The following is an 18,432-nucleotide window of genomic DNA, read 5'->3' as shown; positions in this document are numbered from 1 at the left end:
CGGGTCTGAGCTCCGTGCTGGTCTGCCCGGCGCCGTGTGAGTCGGTGCCGGTCCGCCCGGCCACTCAGGGGCGCTGGGGGCGGCGGGCCGCCGCCACCTTGGCGAGCACCTCCTCCAGGACCCGGCTGCCCGGCGGCATCCGCGGCGGCTCGTACGTCCAGGCGTGCCCCACCCAGGGGTCGGCCAGGTGGTCGTCGGCGACCGGGGTGACGCGCAGCAGCGAGCGCCACAGCGGGTCGAGCACCGGCCCGTACGCACTGGCGTCCTCCCGGTCCGCGACCATCATCAGATGGACGCCGACCGAGGGCCCCTCGTCGGCGAGGTAGCGCAGCTGGGTGACGGCGCGGTCGTCGAAGCCGTGCGGGAAGTCGTTGACGATCAGCAGCTGCTCGCCGGTGTCCAGGTCCGGCGGGAGCGAGTCGGCGGCGCCGGCCCTGATCGCCATCTGCACCAGGTCGACGCGGCGGGTGAGACGGGCGAGGACCGAGGACACTCCCCCGGCTCCGGAGGCGGGCGGCCCGGCGAGCGCCCCGGACCGGACGAGCGGTGCGAGCGCCCCGGCCGCCGAGCCCGCGGGGTCGATGACATGGACCGAGAACTCGTCGGCCGGGTAGACGGCCAGCAGCCGGGCCGCGTGCGCGACCGCGCTCTCCATGGCGAGGGTGCGCAGCCGGGCGCTGTCCATCAGGGCCGCGGCATCGGACGTCGTGCGGCCGCTGTCGATCCACATCCCGCGCTCCAGCGGCAGCCGGACCAGCAGCGGGATGTGCAGGCCGGGGTTCTCGGGCAGGTGGAGGTCGCCGATGCGCAGCGCCATGGGGATCTCCATCGGGACGCGGTAGGCGTGCCAGACGGGGTTGTCCCAGCCCGCGAACGCGGCGGGCAGCGCGGGTTCCACCACGGCGGACTCGGCGGCGAGCTGGGCGAGGTCTCGGTCGAGGGCCTCGCGGGCCCGTGCGGTCAGCTCGTCGCGCTTGGCGCGGGCCTGCTCGCGGGCCCGGTCCCCCGCGCCGCCGATCCGGCTGCGCGGGTCGGACAGGGTGCGGTCGAGCTCCTGGTCCATGCGGGACTCGGCGAAGTCGACGGCGCTGCGATAGGCGGCGGTGGTGCGGGCCAGGTCCTCGAACATGCCCCAGATCTGGTTGTAGAGGCGCTCGTCCATGGACCAGCCGGTCGCGTCCCCGGCGACGGGCTGTGCGGGGCGGCCCGGCTCGGCGGGCGGCGCGGTGGGAGGGGGCGGTGGGGGTGCGGTCGACTGGCGGCGCGGGTGCGCGTAGTTGATGGGCCCGCCCGTCGTGGCGGTGGGCGGCGCGGCGGCCGGCTCCGCGAGCGGTTCGGGCGGCTGGGGGGCGGGGCGGCGGCCGTCCGGAGGCGGCACGGGGCCGGGTGCGCCTGCGCCGGGTGCGACCCGGTCGGCGTCCGGGGTGCGCGGCGGGGGCGGGGCGACCGAGCGGGCCATTGCCCGGGTGACCGCGTCCTGGATGGAGCGGGCCAGCTCGGCGGCCCGGGGCAGGCCCTGGTCGGCGAGCATGGCGTCGAGGCCGCCCGCGTAGCCCTGGCCGACGGCGCGTACCTTCCAGGCACCCTGTCGGCGGTAGAGCTCCAGGGCCGCGACCGCGGACTCGGTGTCCAGGCCGGTGAGCGTGAAGGTGGCGATCTCGGTGCCGTCGAGCCCGGTGACGGCGACGAACGGGGAGGCGACCGCGCCGAACCGGACCGGCCCGCCGACGCCGGTCGGCAGGGCCAGCAGCACGGTGACCCGGTGGACCGAGGCGGGCAGGGCGTCCAGGTCCACGGCCAGCCGGTGGTCGGCGGCGGCCTGCCTGGACACTTCGAGCCCGGGGAGCTGCGGCGACCCCGGATGGGCGATCCATTCGGTGCCGCGCACCGTGCCGTTCTCGTCGCCGAGCGTGGCACCGGCCACGACGGGCGTGCCGGCCGATACCCGGATCTCCAGACGGGTCTGGGGCAAGGTGTGGTTCTGCCCCCGGACCAGCTCGGCCGTCATTGCCCTGTCCCCTCGACGAATTCGCTGCTGTGTGTTGTGCGTTGCGCGCCGCGTGCGGTGCGGCGCGATGCGGTGCAGCTCCCGGCGGCCGATGCCTCCGGGAGCTGCGGGTACCGATACGTACCGATCCGGGAGTGCCCTCCCGGATCGGTCCCCTGCCTACAGGTGCGGCAGGATCGCCGGCATCAGGTCCTGGAAGGTGCGGCCGTTGGCCGGGTTGCCGAGGGCGGTCATCTGCCACCCGTTCCCCGAGCGGTGCACCTTCGCCATGATCTGGGCGGTGTACTGCCCGCCGCCGTCCAGCGTGTAGCGGGCGAGCTCCTGGCCGTTGGTCTCGTCGACGATGCGGCAGAAGGCGTTCTGCACCTCCTGGAACGTCTGGCCGGTGAAGGAGTTCACCGTGAAGACGATCTGGTCGATGTGGACCGGCACCCGCTGCAGGTCGACGAGGATCGCCTCGTCGTCGCCGCCGGAACCGGCGCCGCCGACCAGGTTGTCCCCGGTGTGCTTGACCGAGCCGTCGTCACTGACGAGGTGACGGAAGAAGACCACGTCGACCGGCTGCTTGTCGGCGAAGAGCACCGCCGACGCGTCGAGGTCGATCTCCCGTGTACGTGAACCGAACAGACCCCGGCGCGGTGCCGCCTGCCAGCCGAGCCCCATCCGCACCGCGGTCAGGGTCCCCCCGTCGCTCTTCTGCAGGCTGATGGCCTGACCCTTGGTCATATTGACCGTCACGCGCTGTCCCCTCTCCGCTTTCCCCGCAACCGTCCGTGCGCGGTTTCCCAGCACCCTACGCAGTTACGCCGGTGGCGCGACCGCTCGGGGCCGTTTTGTGTCGGTCCTGCAACACACCAGGTACTGCGGGCTCAGGCGAGGCCCGCCTCCCGCATCTGGCGCAGCTCCTTCTTCAACTCCCCGACCTCGTCACGCAGTCGCGCGGCCACCTCGAACTGGAGGTCCGCGGCAGCCGCCCGCATCCGTTCGGTCATCTCCTCGATGATCCCGGCGAGTTCGGTGGCGGGCCGGTCGGTGACCGTTTCGCCGCCGCCCTTGGCCTTCTTGGAGCCGGTCGTCTTGATGCCCAGCGCGGGAACGGGGGCCTTGGCGCCCTTCACCTGGCGGTAGCCGGTGCCGAGCAGCTGCTCGGTGTCGACCTCCTCTCGGGCGATCGTCGCGACGATGTCGTTGATCTTCTTCCGCAGCGGCTGCGGGTCGAGACCGCGCTCGGTGTTGTAGGCGATCTGCTTCTCGCGGCGGCGGTTGGTCTCGTCGATGGCCTGTGCCATCGCCGGGGTGATCTTGTCCGCGTACATATGGACCTGTCCCGAGACGTTTCGGGCGGCGCGCCCGATGGTCTGGATCAGGGACGTACCCGAACGGAGGAAGCCCTGCTTGTCCGCGTCGAGGATGGCGACGAGCGACACCTCGGGCAGGTCGAGGCCCTCGCGCAGGAGGTTGATGCCGACCAGTACGTCGTACTCTCCGGAGCGCAGCTCGCGCAGCAGCTCGATGCGGCGCAGCGTGTCGACGTCGCTGTGCAGATAGCGGACCTGGATGCCGAGCTCCAGGAAGTAGTCGGTGAGGTCCTCGGCCATCTTCTTGGTGAGGGTGGTGACCAGGACCCGCTCGTCCTTCTCGGCGCGCGTGCGGATCTCGTGCACCAGGTCGTCGATCTGGCCCTCGGTGGGCTTGACGACCACTTCCGGGTCGACGAGGCCGGTGGGGCGGATGATCTGCTCCACGAAACCGTCACCCCGGGACAGCTCGTACTTCCCTGGAGTGGCGGAGAGATAGACGGTCTGGTCGATCCGGCTCAGGAACTCCTCCCACTTCAGCGGGCGGTTGTCGAGCGCGGAGGGGAGCCGGAAGCCGTGGTCGACGAGGGTGCGCTTGCGGGAGGCGTCGCCCTCGTACATCGCGCCGATCTGCGGCACGGTGACATGCGACTCGTCGAGGACGAGGAGGAAGTCCTCGGGGAAGTAGTCGAGGAGGGTGTTGGGGGCGGTGCCGGGCGAGCGGCCGTCGAAGTGCATCGAGTAGTTCTCGACGCCGGAGCAGGTGCCGATCTGCCGGAGCATCTCGATGTCGTACGTGGTGCGCATCCGCAGCCGCTGGGCCTCCAGCATCTTGCCCTGCTTCTCCAGCTCGGCAAGGCGCTGCTCCAGCTCCTGCTCGATGCCGTTGACCGCCTTCTCCATGCGCTCGGGACCCGCGACGTAGTGGCTGGCGGGGAAGACGTGGAGGGACTGGTCCTCGCTGATCACCTCGCCGGTGAGCGGGTGGAGGGTGGAGAGCGCCTCGATCTCGTCGCCGAACATCTCGATGCGGACGGCGAGCTCCTCGTAGACCGGGAAGATCTCGATGGTGTCGCCGCGGACCCGGAAGGTGCCCCGGGTGAAGGCGAGGTCGTTGCGGGTGTACTGGATCTCGACGAAGCGGCGCAGCAACTGGTCCCGGTCGATCTCGTCACCGACCTTGAGCTGGACCATCCGGTCCACGTACTCCTGGGGCGTACCGAGGCCGTAGATGCAGGAGACGGAGGCGACCACGACGACATCGCGCCGGGTGAGCAGCGAGTTCGTCGCGGAGTGGCGCAGCCGCTCGACCTCCTCGTTGATCGAGGAGTCCTTCTCGATGTAGGTGTCCGACTGCGGTACGTACGCCTCGGGCTGGTAGTAGTCGTAGTAGGAGACGAAGTACTCGACGGCGTTGTTGGGCAGCAGCTCGCGGAACTCGTTCGCCAGCTGTGCGGCGAGCGTCTTGTTCGGTGCCATCACGAGCGTGGGGCGCTGCAGCTTCTCGATCATCCACGCGGTGGTCGCCGATTTACCGGTGCCGGTCGCGCCGAGCAGGACGACGTCCTTCTCGCCGGCGCGGATGCGCCGCTCCAGCTCGGTGATGGCCGCGGGCTGGTCGCCGCTGGGCTGGTAGGGACTGACGACCTCGAAAGGCGCCACCGAACGTTCGATCTTCGAAACGGGCCGCATGGAACCACCGTACGACCCGCCACTGACAACCGGGCCGGGTCAGCCGATGCGCGGGGCCGGTCTCACCATTCTCCCGGTGGCGCGGGGTCGCGCGGCCGGGAGTGGAAGGACGCCGGGTCGGCGTGCGTACCGAACCGCGGCACCTGCCGCTGGGCCGGGATTCCGGGCTTCCGGGCGGCCCCGCCCGGGCCCCCGGGGTCGTTCCAGTCCGGGGTGCCCATCACCATCAGCGGATCGAACATCACGACCACCGCGGCCAGGATCAGGAAGCAGGCGGGCCCGATCAGCAGCGGCACGAGCGGTGCGCTCGACCCGTCGCCCGCGACGGCGTCGGGGTGCAGATGGACGCTGAGCGCGGCCATGCCCGTGTAGTGCATGCCGCTCACCGCGACGCCCATGACGACGCTGGCGCCGAGGCTGGGCAGGAATCCGTGGACGGAGACGGCGGCCCAGAGCGCGGTCGTCGCGGCCACCACGGCGATGACGACGGAGAGGGCCACGGTGACCGTGTCGTACTCGAACTGTCCGTCGAGACGCATTCCGGCCATGCCCAGGTAGTGCATGGTGGCCACGCCCAGCCCGGTGATCGTGCCGCCCGTCACCAGGGCCATTCTGGTGGCGCCCCGGTAGCCGACGATGAAGATGCCGACGCCGACCATGCCGACGGCGACCGCAAGGCTGGCGAAGGTGATCGGCATGTCGTAGCCGATGGCCACCCCATCCACGGAGAAGCCCATCATCGCGATGAAGTGCATCGTCCAGATGCCGGAGCCTATGGAGGTCGCGCCGAGGGCCAGCCAGCCGGCCTTGAAGGTGCGCTCGGTACGCAGCGAACGGTTCGTGCAGCGCAGGCCGAGGGCCGCGCCGAGGCAGGCCATGAGGAAGGCCGCGACGGGCGTCACCGCTCCGTAGCTGAAACCGTCGATCGTGCCCTGCATGCTCGTACGCCCTTCGCGGAAGCCCGGGTTCGGGGTGACCCTAAGGCGCGAGTCCCGGCAAACAAACAGAAGAGCTGCATTTTATCGAGAGGGAATCCGGCCCGTTACCCGGCATCGTCGGCCGCGTTCACGTTGTGGCCATCCTTCGCCTGTCCCCCGTTGGGGCGCGACTGTCACTCTCGGCCCGTCCGCAACTTCTGACGCAAGGAGTACACGTGTACGCACGCACCGCAACCGCCGCCCTCGCCGCCACCGCCCTGATGGGCGCCGGCGCCTATCTGATGTCGACCGCCGATACGCGGACCACCGCCAGGACCACCGCGGCCGGGCATACAACCGCGGTCACCGGCGTCACGGGCGTCAGCACCGTGAGCGCCCGGACCGGGGACGCGGGGGCGGCCGGCGATGCGGAGCTGACCGGGGACGCGAAGCGGACCGCGCCCGTCGTCTTCGCCCACCGGGGCGCCTCGGCCTACGCGCCGGAGAACACCCTGGCCGCCGTCGACAAGGCCGACGTCCTCGGCTTCGACTGGGTGGAGAACGACGTCCAGTTCACCAAGGACGGCGTACTGGTGGTCGTGCACGACACCGATCTGAGGCGGACCACCGACGTCGAGGAGGTCTTCCCGGACCGGACCTCGTGGGCGGTCAAGGACTTCACGGCGGCGGAGATCGCCCGGCTGGACGCGGGCAGCTGGTTCGGTCCGAAGTTCGCCGGTACCCGGGTGCCCACGCTCAAGCAGTACCTGGACCGGGTCGAGCGCAACCGGCAGAAGCTGCTCCTGGAGATCAAGAGCCCCGAGATCTACCCGGGCATCGAGAAGGAGACCCTGCGGGTGCTGCGCCAGAAGGGGTGGCTCGACCGTTCGCACGTGAAGAACAGGCTCGTCATCCAGAGCTTCGGCGCGGACAGCGTGAAGAAGGTGCACCAGCTGCGCCCGGACGTCACGACGGGCTTCCTCGGCACTCCCGCAGTGGCCGACCTGCCCTCGTACGCGGCCTTCACCGACCAGATCAACCCCTCCTACCCATCGGTTTCGGCCGACTACGTGGACGCTGTGCACGCGCTGAAGGGCGCGCACGGCAAGAAGCTCCGGGTCAACACCTGGACGGTCAACGACGCGGCGACCGCCGCGAAGGTGGCGGGCCTCGGCGTGGACGGGATCATCACCAACAACCCCGATGTGGTGCGCGAAGCCACGCACTGACCGGGCGGACGGGCCCACCGTCCGTCAAGCCGTACGGACCTGTTGTCAGTGGCCGGCCGTACGGTGGTTCACATGAACAGCAACGGGGTTGTCGAGTGGGCCGTCGTCGGGAGCGACATCGGCCCGCTGCTGCTCGCCGCGACCGGCACGGGGCTGGTGAACGTGGTCTTCCACGCCCGTCCCGAGGTGCGGGAGAAGGCGGTCGGGCAGCTGCGGACGCGACTGGGCGCGGAGCCGGTGGAGAGTCCCGGCTCCGCCCGGCTCGCCGAGCCGATACGCCGGCTCGCGGCGTATTTCGCGGGCTCGGCGCGGGAGTTCTCGCTCGACCTCGACTGGTCGCTGACCTCCGGCTTCAACCGCCAGGTGCTCCGCGAGCTGGCCACGGGTGTGCCGTACGGGACGGTCGTCGGGTACGGGGATCTCGCCCGACGGGTCGGGCAGCCGGGCGCCGCGCAGGCGGTCGGGGCGGCCATGGGGTCCAATCCGCTGCCGGTGGTGGTGCCGTGCCATCGGGTGGTGGAGAGCGACGGCGGACTCGGCGGGTTCGGCGGCGGACTCGAAACCAAGCGGCAGCTGCTGGCTCTGGAGGGCGTGCTGCCCCAGCCGCTGTTCTGAGCCGGACGCCGGGACCCTGAGCCCTCGCCCGGCCACGTGCACCCTCGCGCCGGGGCCTTGCTGCCCGTGCCCGGTCCGAGCGCTGTTTCGTACCTGTGTACGGGCTGGCACACTGCGTCAGTGACCAACGCCCTCGATGAACCTGACACCCCTGCCGGACCTGGCGGGTCCGCCGCCCCGGTCTCGGCAGCCGAGCTGCCCGGACTGCGGCGCCGAACGTCCGCGGTGCTCATAGTCAGCCAGATACTCGGCGGCCTCGGCGTGCCCATCGGCATCGCCCTGGCCCCCGTGCTGGCCACGGAGGTGAGCGGCTCCGAGGCACTGTCCGGTCTGGCCCCGACCGCCTCGGTGGCCGGAACCGCTCTGCTCTCGCTGCCGCTGGCCGCACTGATGACCTCGCGCGGCCGGCGCCCCGGTCTCGTGGCGGCGTATCTGATCGGTGTACTCGGCGCGGGGCTCGTGGTCCTGGCCACTCTCGTGGACAGCTTCCCCTTGCTGCTGCTCGGCATGGCCGGATTCGGTGCGGGTTCCTCGGCCAATCTGCAGGCCCGGTTCGCCGCCGCGGACCTGGCCGAACCCGACCGGCGTGGCCGGGCGATCTCGACCGTCATCTGGGCCACCACGATCGGTTCCGTGCTCGGGCCGAACATCGCCGCCCCGGTGGGCCGTCTCTTCCGGGGCTCCGCGATATCCGAGCAGGCCGGCCCGTTCGTCTTCGCGGCCGGGATCTTCCTGCTGGCCGCCGTGGTGGTCGGGGTGCTGCTGCGGCCGGACCCGCTGCTCACGGCGCGGGCGCTGGCACCGCAGGGCGACGGGTCCTCGGCCGGCCGTTCACTGCGCGCCGGGATCGCGGCGGTCCGGGCCTCTCCGATGGCACGGCTGGCGCTGGTGACGGTGGCCGTCTCGCACACCGCGATGGTCTCGATCATGGTGATGACCCCGGTCGACCTGGGCCACCACGGCGCCGGGCTCCAGCTGATCGGTCTGGTCATCAGCGGCCACATCGCGGGGATGTACGCGTTCTCCCCGGTGATGGGCTGGCTCTCGGACCGTTTCGGCCGGCTCGCCGTGATCGGTCTGGCGGTCGGGCTGCTCTCCTGCGCCGCACTGCTGGCCGGAACCGCGGGCCCCAACCACGGGCAGACCGCTGCCGGTCTCTTCATTCTCGGTCTCGGCTGGTCGGCGGGGCTGGTCGCCGGTTCGGCGCTGCTCACCGACTCCGTGCCGCAGCCCGCCCGCGCCGCCGTGCAGGGTCTCTCGGATCTGACCATGAACACGGCGGCGGGCATCGGCGGAGCGGTCGCCGGGCTCATCGTCGCCCGGGCGAGCTACGGCTGGCTGAACGTGGTCGGAGCATGTCTGCTGCTGCCGATGGCCGCGCTGGCACTGCGCCGGGCACTCGCCCGGCCCGGCGCTTCCGGCACGGCTTCCTGAGGAAAGCTCCGACGGGTTCCCGCGGAAGGCTCCGAAGGGTTCCTGAGGAAGTTTCGCAGGGGGCTTCAGAGGCTGATGTGGTACGCCTTGCGCAGCGTCTCGTGCACCGTCCACGTCGTACGGTCGCCCTCGCGCAGCACGCAGGCGTCCCCGGGCCCGATCTCCAGCGTCTCGCCGCCCTCGACCACCACGGTCGCGCGCCCGCTGACGACCACGAAGAGTTCGTTGGCCTCGGTGTCGGTGACCACGCCGGGCGTGATCTGCCAGATGCCGCGCACCTGCTTGCCGTCGGGCGACTCCCAGAGGACCTTGCCGGTCACCACGGGCTCACCCGAGACGATCTGCGCGGGATCCAGCGGTTCCGGTTCGAGTTCGGCGTCCGGAATGTGCACGGCGAACGAGGCAGGGGCTTGATCAAATGTGGTCATGGCCGGTCACCTTAGCGACCGCCGGAAGGCGACTCGACAGCAGGATGTGCCGGAAACAGGCGGGCCCACGGGCGGAACGGCAGGCTGAAACCAGACGGTCCGACCCGTGTCGCACGGGTCCGCCGCCCCGGCCGCACGTTTGAGGCGGCCGCGCCCGCGACAGGGATGTGGACATGTCATCCAACGCGTCGCACCGCGCACACCCCTGCGCCCCCGTCCTCTCCGACGAGGTACGGGCGGCCCTCGCCGCGCACCATCCCGTCGTGGCCCTGGAGTCGACGATCATCGCCCACGGTCTGCCGCGCCCCCGCAATCTGCGGGTCGCCGAGGAGCTCGAAGGGCTCGTACGGTCCGCCGGCGCGGTACCCGCGACGATCGCCGTGCTCGACGGAAGAGCCCGTATCGGCCTGGACAAGGCCCAGCTGGAGCGGGTCGCCACGGACCCCGCGATGCGGAAGCTGGGGCACCGGGACCTCGCACCGGCCCTGGCTACGGGCGCGAGCGGGGCGACGACCGTGTCCGCGACTGCGTTCCTGGCCGCCCACGCCGGCCTGCGCGTCTTCGCGACCGGCGGTCTCGGCGGCGTACACCGGGAATGGACGCGGACCCAGGACGAGTCCGCCGATCTCCGGCTCCTGGCGCGGACCGGCATCACCGTGGTGTGCGCGGGGGTGAAGTCGATCCTGGACGTCCCGGCGACGCTGCAACGCCTGGAGACGCTGGGCGTCACGGTGCTCGGTTACGGCACCGACCGCTTCCCCGGCTTCTATCTGACCAGTTCGGGCGAGCCGGTCGACTGGACGGTGCGCACGCCCGAGGAGGTCGCGGATGTGATGCGGGCACAGGACGTGCTCGGCGGCCCCGGGGCCGCGCTCGTCGTCGCCAACCCCGTGTCCGAGGCGGACCAGTTGGATCCCGCGCTCCACGACCGTGTGCTGGCCGAGGCCCTGGCGGAGTGCCGGGAGCGGGGCATCGCGGGCCAGGCCGTCACGCCGTTCCTGCTGGACCGGCTGATGCGGGGAACCGGCGGCGCCTCGCTGGAGGCCAATCTCGCGGCCGTACGCGGAAACGTGTCGCTCGCCGCGCGGATCGCCGAAGCCTGGGCCGCCACGCCCCAGGCTTCGGCGGCCGGACGATGACCGAGGGCCGGACGACAACCGACAGCCTGGCAACATCCGGCGGCGGCCTGCTCGTCATCGGGGACGTGGTCACCGATGTGGTGGCACGGCACGGAACGGCGCTGGTCCACGGCACGGACACCCCGGCCCGGATCCGCACCCTCCCCGGCGGCGCGGGGGCCAACGTCGCCTGTTGGGCGGCCCGTTCCGGTTGTGCCGACGTGCGGCTGCTGGCCCGGGTCGGCGCCGACAGCGCGGACTGGCACCGCGACGCACTGCGGCGGGCGGGGGTGCGCTGCCTGCTGGCCGTGGACGAGGACGCGCCGACCGCCACCGTCGTCGCGCTCGTCGATTCCGCCGCCGAGCGCACCTTCCTCACCGACAGCGGCGCCGTGCTCCGCCTCTCCCCCGACGACTGGTCACCGTCGGTGCTGGACGGCATCGCCCATCTCCATCTCTCCGGCTACCTCCTCTTCGCCGCGACGAGCCGCGCGACGGCCCTGCTCGCCCTGCGGGAAGCACGGCGGCGGCGGATCCCGGTGAGCGTGGATCCGGCCTCGGCCGGTTTCCTCGCCGAGCTGGGCGCCGACCGGTTCCTGACCGCCGTGGAGGGCACCGATCTGCTGCTGCCCAACGCGGACGAGGCCCGGCTGCTCACCGGGCTGCCCGAACCGGCCGATGCCGCGGCCAAATTGAGCCTCCAGGTGGGCAGGGTGGTCGTCACACTGGGCGAGCACGGAGCGCTGCTCGCCGCCGCCGGTGCGGTGACCGGGCGCGTCCCGGCGGTCCGGGTACGTGGTGCGGTGGACTCGACGGGGGCGGGCGACGCGTTCACCGGCGGCTTCCTCGCGGCGCGACTGGCGGGGGCGGGCGACGCCTCGGCCGCGGCGGCGGGATGCCGGGCGGGCGCGGAGGCGGTCACCACCGTGGGCGGCCGTCCGGAACCGTCAACAGGGCCCCTGGGCCACCGCCCCGCACCGTGACATCAGGCCGCCGCCCCGCGCCATCCGGTCCAGGCCGGGTGGAGCGGGTCGTCGGCGCGCACGACCGCGTCCGCGCGGTCGCCCGGCGCCGCCTCGTCCTCGTACCGCGCGAAAGCGGGCAGTGTCCAGCGCTCCGCCGCCTCGGTACGCCTCCGGAGCGCGCCCGGCGACAGCCGCAGATGGACGCTCAGGTCGAACGGGAACCAGTGCCCCAGCAGCAACGGCCCGTGGACCACCAGAACCCCGCCCTCGGGCAGCGGCCGGTACGGGCTCCGCGTGGCGCGGTCGGTCGCCCGATCCCAGAGATCGGGCAGCACCCGCCCGCTCCCGCCGGCCTCCAGCGGCCCGAAGACCTCGCGCCACAGCGCGCCCGTGTCGAACCAGCTGTCGTAGTACGAGTCGGGGTCCTCCTTGCCGTACTCGTACCGGAGGCTCGCCGGCCGCAGGAACCCCTCGGTGGACACGACCAGCACCGCACGGCCCCGGACCCGCAACGCCTGTGCCACGCGCTCGGCGAGCTCCCCGGTACGGGCCGCCGGAGCACCGTCGACGGCGACCTTCAGCCAGGGGCCGCCTTCGGCGGGCTCCAGGGCGTCGGTACGTACGGCGAAGGCTTCGGCCAGCCGCTCCCAGGTGATCGCTTCGAATCGCACCCGCCCATCATCGCCCCGGGTCCGGTGCTCGGTGCCGGGCGTCCCACCAGCGAGGGGCGTCCTCGTCGGGTTCGTCGGGGCTCGCGAAGCGGAACGGGACGCCGAGCCGCTCCGCGAGTTCCCGGCCCGTCCGCGCCGCCTCGTCGGTCCCCGCCGCGCCGATCCGAAAGCCTGCCAGGGCGGTGCTTTCCCACGGCTCGGCCAGAACGGCGGTCAGCACCACGATCCAGCCCCGGGTGTCGCCGTCCCAGACCGCCTCGACGGCCACGGGATCGCGGGGCAGGGAGCCGGCGGCCCCGGCCAGGGTGTCCACGTCCCGGGGGGCCAAAGGCGGTATGCGGTCGGCGAGCTCGTGGAGGCGCCCGTCGAGCACCTCCACGCATTCGTGCAGCTCGGGACGGGGGTCGATGCCGCTCTCCCGCATCGCCTGGACGGCCTGGATGTTCCGGCCCGCCAGGACCAGTTCGTCGACCCGCTCGCGTACCCCGGCGGGGAGCGTCCGCCAGAGGAGCTTTGCCCGGTGGCTGTCGGTGAGGCGCAGTACTCGGTCGGCGAGCGGGCGCAGGTCAGGTTCGCGGCCGGCCGCGGTTTCGGCGAGCCTGCGGATGTCGGCGAACCACCGTCCGGACAGGCCGTCCGGCGCGTCGATGCGCCGGAAGCCGCGCTCCAGCAGCCCCTGGGCGTTCTGCGGCTGCCCGCGCAGTACGGCCTTCGTCGCGGCGACCGCGTTGGCCAGCGCGCTCGCCGGGTCCGACCAGTCGTCACCGCACGACGCGGGACGGCTCTCGCCCGGTGCGGCCGGTGACGACCCGACCTCCAGGTCCATGCGCCAGAAGAGCGGAAGCCCGTGGAAGGCGGCGAAGAGCAGCCGCCGCTCGCGGGAGTTCCGCGCATCGGGGTCCGTACGCAGGGAGTCCAGGGGCGCGACCGATTCGAGTACGTCGCGGACAGCGGCGAGGCAGGGGTCGAACCGGTCGCCGGGCACGGTCCAGACGATGTCGATGTCGCTGTATTCGTCCGCTGTTCCGCGGGCGAGCGAGCCCCGCAGCTCCGCCCGCGAACCGGGGCAGTGCGCGGTGAGCGCCCTCAGCAGCTCCTGTGCGAACGCGGCGCGCCGCGCCGGGTCGAGTCCGCCCTCGCCCGCCCCGTCCCGCGGGTTCTCCCCGTTCATGGCTGCTCCCTCCCCGTGCATTGCCGTTGTCTCCTCTTCTTGGCCGCCTACGATCTCTCCATGGACCTCGAATTCGCCCGCACATTCGCCGCCGAGTGGCTGGACGGCTGGAACTCCCATGATCTCGACCGCATTCTGACGCACTATCACGACGACGTGACGTTCAGTTCGCCGGTCATCGCGCAGATGACCGGCGACGCCTCGGGCACGGTGCACGGCAAGGAGGCCCTGCGCGCCTACTGGGCGACGGGCCTGGAGCGCATCCCCGAGCTGAAGTTCGAGCTGGTGGACGTCCGGGTGAGCGTCCACGACCTGGTGATCGACTACCGCAACCAGATCGGCGGCCGGGTCAGCGAGGTGCTGACCTTCCGCGACGGTCTGGTGGTCTCCGGTTTCGGGGCGTACGGCGAGACGCTCGCCAACTGACGACCGACGGCGGCGGCGACCGACAGCGACGGCAGGCCGCGGACCCGCCGGTGGACGAGCGGCGCGCGCTACTTCTTCGCGCCGCAGTCCACCGCCTCGGCGTCGTCGGAGAGTTCGCTGCCCTCGGGCAGCAGATACGCCACCAGGAGCACGACGGGTTCGGCCTCCAGATTGCGTCCGATGTGCCGGTGGTCGGTCCCGGACTGTTCGATGAGTGTCGAGCCCGCGGGCGTCACCTCGACCGAGCAGTCGCCGAAAGTACGCGTCAGTGTCCCGGACTTGACGACGACGACCAGCTGACCGCGGTGCGTGTGCCAGCCGGTGGAGCCGCCCGGCTCGATCGTGATGGTCCGGAAGGTCACATCGGTGCGGCCGTTCGGCGTCCGCACATTCAGCTTCCCCGTCGATGTGCCCTTCGCGAGCACGGTGCCGCTCACCCCGCTGCCCGGCGTGGCGACGGCCGCCGACGGCACGAGGCCGAGCGCGGCCACGCAGCCCGCCAGGACCAGGGCCTTGCCGGACGGCCCCCGGCCCGCCCACCGCTTCTTCTCGCCCCTTCGCCGTGCATCACCGCTGTGCACACCCGACTCCTCTGCCTCTGCCTCGGCGTCCGGTGATCACCCCGAACCGGCCAACACCCATGATCCATGCGGGAGTCGGAACAGGGAACCGCGCACCATGACGCCCCGTCAGTCGCCGCGCAGCGCAGCGGCGAGCGGTCCGTCGCCCGACACCGAGACGCGTCCGTCCTCGACGGCCTCGGCGAGGGTCAGCCCGCCCTGCGCCAGCTCCAGGCAGACCTCGACGTCGAGCGCGATGCGGGCGTCGGCACAGTCGGCGGGGCCGTCCCCGTACACCGCCGCTCCGCCCTCCGTCCCACCGGCGCGCACGTGGAACTCGCCCTCGTCCAGGTGCACTTCGACGACCCCCTCGTAGGCCGGCCCGCCCAACGCACGCAGCAGCGGAAGAGCGAACCAGTGGGCCCGCACCGCGTCGGTCGGCCGCCGTTCGGCGAGCGCGGGCGCGCCCCACTCGGCGAGCGCGGCGAGCACCGGCATCAGGCCGTGGCCGCGCTCGGTCAGCTCGTAGACCGAGGCGGCGGCGGGCGGCGGGAGCCGGCGGCGGGTGGCGAGGCCGTTCTGCTCCATGTCCCTGAGCCGGGAGGCGAGCACGTCCGTGCTGACGCCCGGAAGGTCGGCGTGGAGGTCGGTGTAGCGGCGGGGGCCCGCCAGCAGTTCACGGACGATCAGCAGCGTCCACCGGTCGCCCACGGAGTCGAGGGCGCGCGCGGTGGCGCAGAACTGGTCGTACCTCCGGCGGCGAACCGGGCGCGTTGCGGGCTGTTGCTGACGTGGCATGCGACGCAGTCTAGACATGTTGTTGGACTTTCCAAGCCCGAGCTTGGTAAAACCAAGTATCGCAATCGGGTCGGGGAGGCACCGCATGGAATTCCGGCAGTCCAGCAAGCTCAACGAGGTCTGTTACGAGATCCGGGGCCCGGTCATCGAGCACGCCAACGCCCTGGAGGAGGCGGGCCACAGCGTGCTCCGGCTCAACACGGGCAACCCCGCGCTCTTCGGTTTCGAGGCGCCGGAGGAGGTCGTCCAGGACATGATCCGGATGCTTCCGCAGGCCCATGGCTACACGGATTCGCGTGGCATCCTGTCCGCCCGCCGGGCGGTGGCACAGCGCTACCAGGCGATGGGGCTGGCTGACGTCGGGGTCGACGACATCTTCCTCGGCAACGGCGTCTCCGAGCTGATCTCGATGGCCGTGCAGGCGCTGCTGGAGGACGGCGACGAGGTGCTGGTCCCGTCCCCCGACTACCCGTTGTGGACCGCGGTGGTGACCCTCGCGGGCGGCAAGTCCGTGCACTACACCTGTGACGAGGCGTCGGACTGGAACCCCGACCTCGCCGACATGGCCTCGAAGATCACCGACCGCACCAAGGCCGTCGTGATCATCAACCCGAACAATCCGACCGGTGCCGTCTACCCACGCGAGATCCTCGAAGGCATCCTCGATCTGGCGCGCAGGCACGGCCTGATGGTGTTCGCCGACGAGATCTACGACCAGATCCTGTACGACGACGCCGAGCACCACAGCGTGGCGGCCCTCGCCCCCGACCTGGTCTGCCTCACCTTCAGCGGCCTGTCGAAGACGTACCGCGTGGCGGGATTCCGCTCCGGGTGGATGGTGGTCTCCGGCCCGCAGCAGCACGCCCGCAGCTATCTGGAGGGGCTGACCACGCTCGCCTCCATGCGTCTGTGCCCCAACGCGCCCGCGCAGTACGCCATTCAGGCCGCGCTCGGCGGCCGGCAGTCGATCCGGGAGCTGGTCACGCCGGGCGGCAGGCTGTACGAGCAGCGCAACCGGGCCTGGGAGAAGCTGAACGAGATCCCGGGGGTGTCGTGCGTGAAGCCGAAGGGCGCGCTGTACGCGTTCCCGCGCCTCGACCCGAAGGTGCACCGCATCGTCGACGACGAGAAGTTCGTGCTGGATCTGCTGTTGCGGGAGAAGATCCAGGTCGTGCAGGGAACCGGCTTCAACTGGCCGCGTCCCGACCACTTCCGGATCCTCACGCTCCCGTACGCTGACGATCTCGACGCGGCGATCAGCCGCATCGGCCGCTTCCTGACCGGATACCGCCAGTGATCGGACGCCCTCGGTGACCTGTTCCACCTGCCGCTTCCCCGTCCACACCCAGTTCGCCTCGTTCGGGCTGGTCGGCCCGATCGTGGAGGACGGGCTCGATCCGGCCACCGACCCGGCCTGGGCGGATTCGGGCGCGGCGTCACCGGCCGAGTACGCGCGCTGGGCAGGCCATCTGTGCGGTATGACCTGCCTGCGCATGGCACTCGGCGCCGGAGCCCCGTCCTTGTTCGCGCTGCGCGACGGGGCGCTCGGATACGGCGCGTACACCGAGGACGCGCAGGGGGAGATCCGGGGGCTGATCTACGCCCCCTTCGCCGAGTACGCACGCGAGGTGCACGGCGTGGACGCCACGGTGCACCGCCATCTCTCGCCGAAGGAGATCCTCGGCCTGCTGGACGGCGGCCGTACGGTCATGGCCTCGGTGCACTACGGCATCCGGTACCCGGGGCGGCCGGCTCCGGGGCGGGGCGGGCATCTGGTGCTGCTGACGTCCCGTACGGCCGACGGCGGGGGCGTCCACTTCCACAACCCGTCGGGGACGACGGCTCAGACCCGGGCCGCGGAGCTCGCACTGTCCGACTTCGAGCGCTTCTTCGCCGGGCGCGGGGTGTCGCTGCCCGCGAGCGCGTGAGCGGCGCGCCGTCCGGAGACAGGAGCGGGCCCGGGGGCGTAGCCGACCCCCGAGCCCTGGTGTGCCACCCGTTCGGCACGCCGACACTTTTAAGGACCCGTGTCAGGTTTATGTCGCCGCGTCCTGCCTTTAGACGACCGCAGATCGAAGCTCCGCGGGCCGGAGTCGAACCGGCATCTCGACGCCCATGGGCACGGGCCCGTTTGATTCGGCGATGGGTGGCGAATGCTGAGTCTGGAGCAAGAGTCTGAGATTGATCGCGGTCTGCCTCTACCATTTGGGCCACCCCGGCCCGTTCGTGCGCCGGGGCGCACGGAGTGCCGGGGGGAGGACTCGAACCTCCACTGGAACCGCGTCGTCACGACAAGCTTCAGTTTCAGCTTGCGCTCCTGGCGCACCCCGGCCGAAATGAGTCGGCCGGGGAATCAATGGTCGGTCACCCGAAGAGGTAACCGAATACCGCATCACCCACCCGCTGGTCGGTGACGTCCGCGCCGTTGGCTTCCTCGCGGGCGTACTTCACGGCCTGCTGGAGCTTCTCCACCCGGTCCAGCAGCTCGTTGACGCGCCGCGCGGGAAGGGCGCCGGAGAACTTCACCGTCGTCCAGTACCCGATCGGGACGTCCTCGTAGTACACCTCGACCTGCGCCGGGTGCTTGTCGGTGGCCTCCGCCTTCACGTGGTTGCGGGGCACCTTCTTGGTACGGAGGGTCCGTACCGGATCGGTCTTCCAGGAGTCCGTCGACGGGTCCTGGGTCCAGGCCTCCGCGGCGTCGAGCACCGGCAGCTTGCGGACAAAGGTGTTGAGGTCCGTCAACTGCTTCTCCAGGAAGAGCAGATAGGAGACCGGCACGTCGCTCACGAGCACCCGCCCGTCGACCTTCACGTCCGCGCGGGCCGTGCAGTTGGCCCAGTCCTTCGTGGCGGTCACATCGAAGAGCCGGGTCAGGGTCGCCGCGGTCTCCCGCAGCACGTCCTCGGCCTTGATCTGCACCAGCGTCGACTCGGGCGGCAGCTGCTCGCCCTCCTCGTCCTTCGGCTGGTACGTCCGGGAGATCCCGGCCAGCAGGCCGGTCTTCTGGAGGCCGTGATGGGCCGCCGTCAGGTCCTGGTGAGCCTTGGACTTGACGCCCTTCTCCACTGCGATGATCTGATTGAGTTTCGCCACGTCGGG

At 71.5% G+C, this 18,432-nt stretch carries 18 protein-coding genes and 1 tRNA gene; 8 read left to right on the top strand and 11 right to left on the bottom strand.

Translation table 11 applies throughout. The features are described 5' to 3' along the window. Positions 1–64 precede the first annotated feature (64 nt). The 4 genes from OG842_RS29750 to OG842_RS29735 form a co-directional block, all read right to left on the bottom strand. Positions 65–2,008 (bottom strand): TerD family protein, encoded by a 1,944-nt coding sequence (locus tag OG842_RS29750; RefSeq protein ID WP_266736520.1) that lies wholly within the window; start codon positions 2,006–2,008, stop codon positions 65–67. 159 nt (positions 2,009–2,167) lie between these two features. Further along, complete coding sequence (locus tag OG842_RS29745) at positions 2,168–2,746, bottom strand: TerD family protein (RefSeq protein WP_073747806.1); 579 nt, start codon at positions 2,744–2,746, stop codon at positions 2,168–2,170. 131 nt (positions 2,747–2,877) lie between these two features. Continuing rightward, positions 2,878–4,998, bottom strand: coding sequence for an excinuclease ABC subunit UvrB (uvrB, locus tag OG842_RS29740; protein ID WP_266736521.1), 2,121 nt, complete (start codon positions 4,996–4,998; stop codon positions 2,878–2,880). A 62-nt stretch (positions 4,999–5,060) separates the two neighbouring features. Next, positions 5,061–5,936 carry an MHYT domain-containing protein gene (locus OG842_RS29735; protein WP_266736523.1) on the bottom strand — a complete coding sequence of 292 codons (876 nt, stop codon included), beginning with the start codon at positions 5,934–5,936 and terminating at the stop codon, positions 5,061–5,063. 215 nt (positions 5,937–6,151) lie between these two features. Between OG842_RS29735 and OG842_RS29730 the strand changes: the two genes are divergently transcribed. The 3 genes from OG842_RS29730 (at position 6,152) to OG842_RS29720 (ending at position 9,193) form a co-directional block, all read left to right on the top strand. Continuing rightward, the gene (locus tag OG842_RS29730; protein ID WP_266736525.1) at positions 6,152–7,144 is read left to right on the top strand and encodes a glycerophosphodiester phosphodiesterase; all 993 of its coding nucleotides are present in this window, start codon (positions 6,152–6,154) and stop codon (positions 7,142–7,144) included. A 72-nt stretch (positions 7,145–7,216) separates the two neighbouring features. Further along, a complete protein-coding gene (locus OG842_RS29725; RefSeq protein ID WP_266736527.1) occupies positions 7,217–7,759 on the top strand; it encodes a methylated-DNA--[protein]-cysteine S-methyltransferase in 543 nt (180 codons plus the stop codon). Between the two features lie 120 nt (positions 7,760–7,879). Then, complete coding sequence (locus OG842_RS29720) at positions 7,880–9,193, top strand: MFS transporter (RefSeq protein WP_266736529.1); 1,314 nt, start codon at positions 7,880–7,882, stop codon at positions 9,191–9,193. 65 nt (positions 9,194–9,258) lie between these two features. Here the strand turns inward: OG842_RS29720 and OG842_RS29715 are convergent, their stop codons facing one another. Continuing rightward, positions 9,259–9,621: a cupin domain-containing protein gene (locus OG842_RS29715; protein ID WP_266736531.1), complete on the bottom strand. Its 363-nt coding sequence runs from the start codon at positions 9,619–9,621 to the stop codon at positions 9,259–9,261. 173 nt (positions 9,622–9,794) lie between these two features. Between OG842_RS29715 and OG842_RS29710 the strand changes: the two genes are divergently transcribed. Further along, positions 9,795–10,760: a pseudouridine-5'-phosphate glycosidase gene (locus OG842_RS29710; protein ID WP_266736532.1), complete on the top strand. Its 966-nt coding sequence runs from the start codon at positions 9,795–9,797 to the stop codon at positions 10,758–10,760. Further along, on the top strand, positions 10,757–11,722 hold the full coding sequence (locus OG842_RS29705) for a carbohydrate kinase family protein (RefSeq protein WP_266736533.1): 966 nt from the start codon (positions 10,757–10,759) through the stop codon (positions 11,720–11,722). Before OG842_RS29710 ends, OG842_RS29705 begins: the two co-directional genes overlap by 4 nt. Before the next feature lie 2 nt (positions 11,723–11,724). Here the strand turns inward: OG842_RS29705 and OG842_RS29700 are convergent, their stop codons facing one another. Both OG842_RS29700 and OG842_RS29695 read right to left on the bottom strand, forming a co-directional pair. Beyond that, the gene (locus tag OG842_RS29700) at positions 11,725–12,375 is read right to left on the bottom strand and encodes a uridine kinase (RefSeq protein WP_266736534.1); all 651 of its coding nucleotides are present in this window, start codon (positions 12,373–12,375) and stop codon (positions 11,725–11,727) included. 7 nt (positions 12,376–12,382) lie between these two features. Beyond that, a complete protein-coding gene (locus OG842_RS29695; protein ID WP_266736535.1) occupies positions 12,383–13,546 on the bottom strand; it encodes a nucleotidyltransferase domain-containing protein in 1,164 nt (387 codons plus the stop codon). A 60-nt stretch (positions 13,547–13,606) separates the two neighbouring features. Here OG842_RS29695 and OG842_RS29690 point away from each other — a divergent pair, with 60 nt between their 5' ends. Further along, positions 13,607–13,972 carry a nuclear transport factor 2 family protein gene (locus OG842_RS29690; RefSeq protein WP_266736536.1) on the top strand — a complete coding sequence of 122 codons (366 nt, stop codon included), beginning with the start codon at positions 13,607–13,609 and terminating at the stop codon, positions 13,970–13,972. A 68-nt stretch (positions 13,973–14,040) separates the two neighbouring features. Here the strand turns inward: OG842_RS29690 and OG842_RS29685 are convergent, their stop codons facing one another. Beyond that, complete coding sequence (locus OG842_RS29685) at positions 14,041–14,553, bottom strand: cupin domain-containing protein (RefSeq protein ID WP_401876456.1); 513 nt, start codon at positions 14,551–14,553, stop codon at positions 14,041–14,043. Between the two features lie 108 nt (positions 14,554–14,661). Then, the gene (locus OG842_RS29680) at positions 14,662–15,330 is read right to left on the bottom strand and encodes a winged helix-turn-helix transcriptional regulator (protein ID WP_266736537.1); all 669 of its coding nucleotides are present in this window, start codon (positions 15,328–15,330) and stop codon (positions 14,662–14,664) included. Between the two features lie 85 nt (positions 15,331–15,415). Between OG842_RS29680 and OG842_RS29675 the strand changes: the two genes are divergently transcribed. Both OG842_RS29675 and OG842_RS29670 read left to right on the top strand, forming a co-directional pair. Beyond that, positions 15,416–16,627 (top strand): pyridoxal phosphate-dependent aminotransferase, encoded by a 1,212-nt coding sequence (locus OG842_RS29675; protein ID WP_266736538.1) that lies wholly within the window; start codon positions 15,416–15,418, stop codon positions 16,625–16,627. A gap of 13 nt (positions 16,628–16,640) precedes the next feature. Further along, on the top strand, positions 16,641–17,258 hold the full coding sequence (locus OG842_RS29670; protein WP_266736539.1) for a peptidase: 618 nt from the start codon (positions 16,641–16,643) through the stop codon (positions 17,256–17,258). Between the two features lie 318 nt (positions 17,259–17,576). Here OG842_RS29670 and OG842_RS29665 read toward each other — a convergent pair. Then, a tRNA-OTHER gene (locus tag OG842_RS29665) sits at positions 17,577–17,662 on the bottom strand. Between the two features lie 32 nt (positions 17,663–17,694). Then, positions 17,695–18,426 (bottom strand): DUF7873 family protein, encoded by a 732-nt coding sequence (locus tag OG842_RS29660; protein WP_266736540.1) that lies wholly within the window; start codon positions 18,424–18,426, stop codon positions 17,695–17,697. Between the last annotated feature and the right edge of the window lie 6 nt (positions 18,427–18,432).

Source organism: Streptomyces sp. NBC_00376 (genome assembly GCF_036077095.1).
Lineage (GTDB): Bacteria > Actinomycetota > Actinomycetes > Streptomycetales > Streptomycetaceae > Streptomyces.
This window is presented reverse-complemented; position numbering and strand designations above follow the sequence as displayed.

Excerpts from the sequence above, each read along its gene's own strand:
- OG842_RS29750 (WP_266736520.1), bottom strand. The coding sequence starts at position 2,008 with ATGACGGCCGAGCTGGTCCGGGGGCAGAACCACACCTTGCCCCAGACC.
- uvrB (WP_266736521.1), bottom strand. The coding sequence starts at position 4,998 with ATGCGGCCCGTTTCGAAGATCGAACGTTCGGTGGCGCCTTTCGAGGTC.
- OG842_RS29735 (WP_266736523.1), bottom strand. The coding sequence starts at position 5,936 with ATGCAGGGCACGATCGACGGTTTCAGCTACGGAGCGGTGACGCCCGTC.
- OG842_RS29725 (WP_266736527.1), top strand. The coding sequence starts at position 7,217 with ATGAACAGCAACGGGGTTGTCGAGTGGGCCGTCGTCGGGAGCGACATC.
- OG842_RS29715 (WP_266736531.1), bottom strand. The coding sequence starts at position 9,621 with ATGACCACATTTGATCAAGCCCCTGCCTCGTTCGCCGTGCACATTCCG.
- OG842_RS29710 (WP_266736532.1), top strand. The coding sequence starts at position 9,795 with ATGTCATCCAACGCGTCGCACCGCGCACACCCCTGCGCCCCCGTCCTC.
- OG842_RS29705 (WP_266736533.1), top strand. The coding sequence starts at position 10,757 with ATGACCGAGGGCCGGACGACAACCGACAGCCTGGCAACATCCGGCGGC.
- OG842_RS29695 (WP_266736535.1), bottom strand. The coding sequence starts at position 13,546 with ATGAACGGGGAGAACCCGCGGGACGGGGCGGGCGAGGGCGGACTCGAC.
- OG842_RS29690 (WP_266736536.1), top strand. The coding sequence starts at position 13,607 with ATGGACCTCGAATTCGCCCGCACATTCGCCGCCGAGTGGCTGGACGGC.
- OG842_RS29680 (WP_266736537.1), bottom strand. The coding sequence starts at position 15,330 with ATGCCACGTCAGCAACAGCCCGCAACGCGCCCGGTTCGCCGCCGGAGG.
- OG842_RS29675 (WP_266736538.1), top strand. The coding sequence starts at position 15,416 with ATGGAATTCCGGCAGTCCAGCAAGCTCAACGAGGTCTGTTACGAGATC.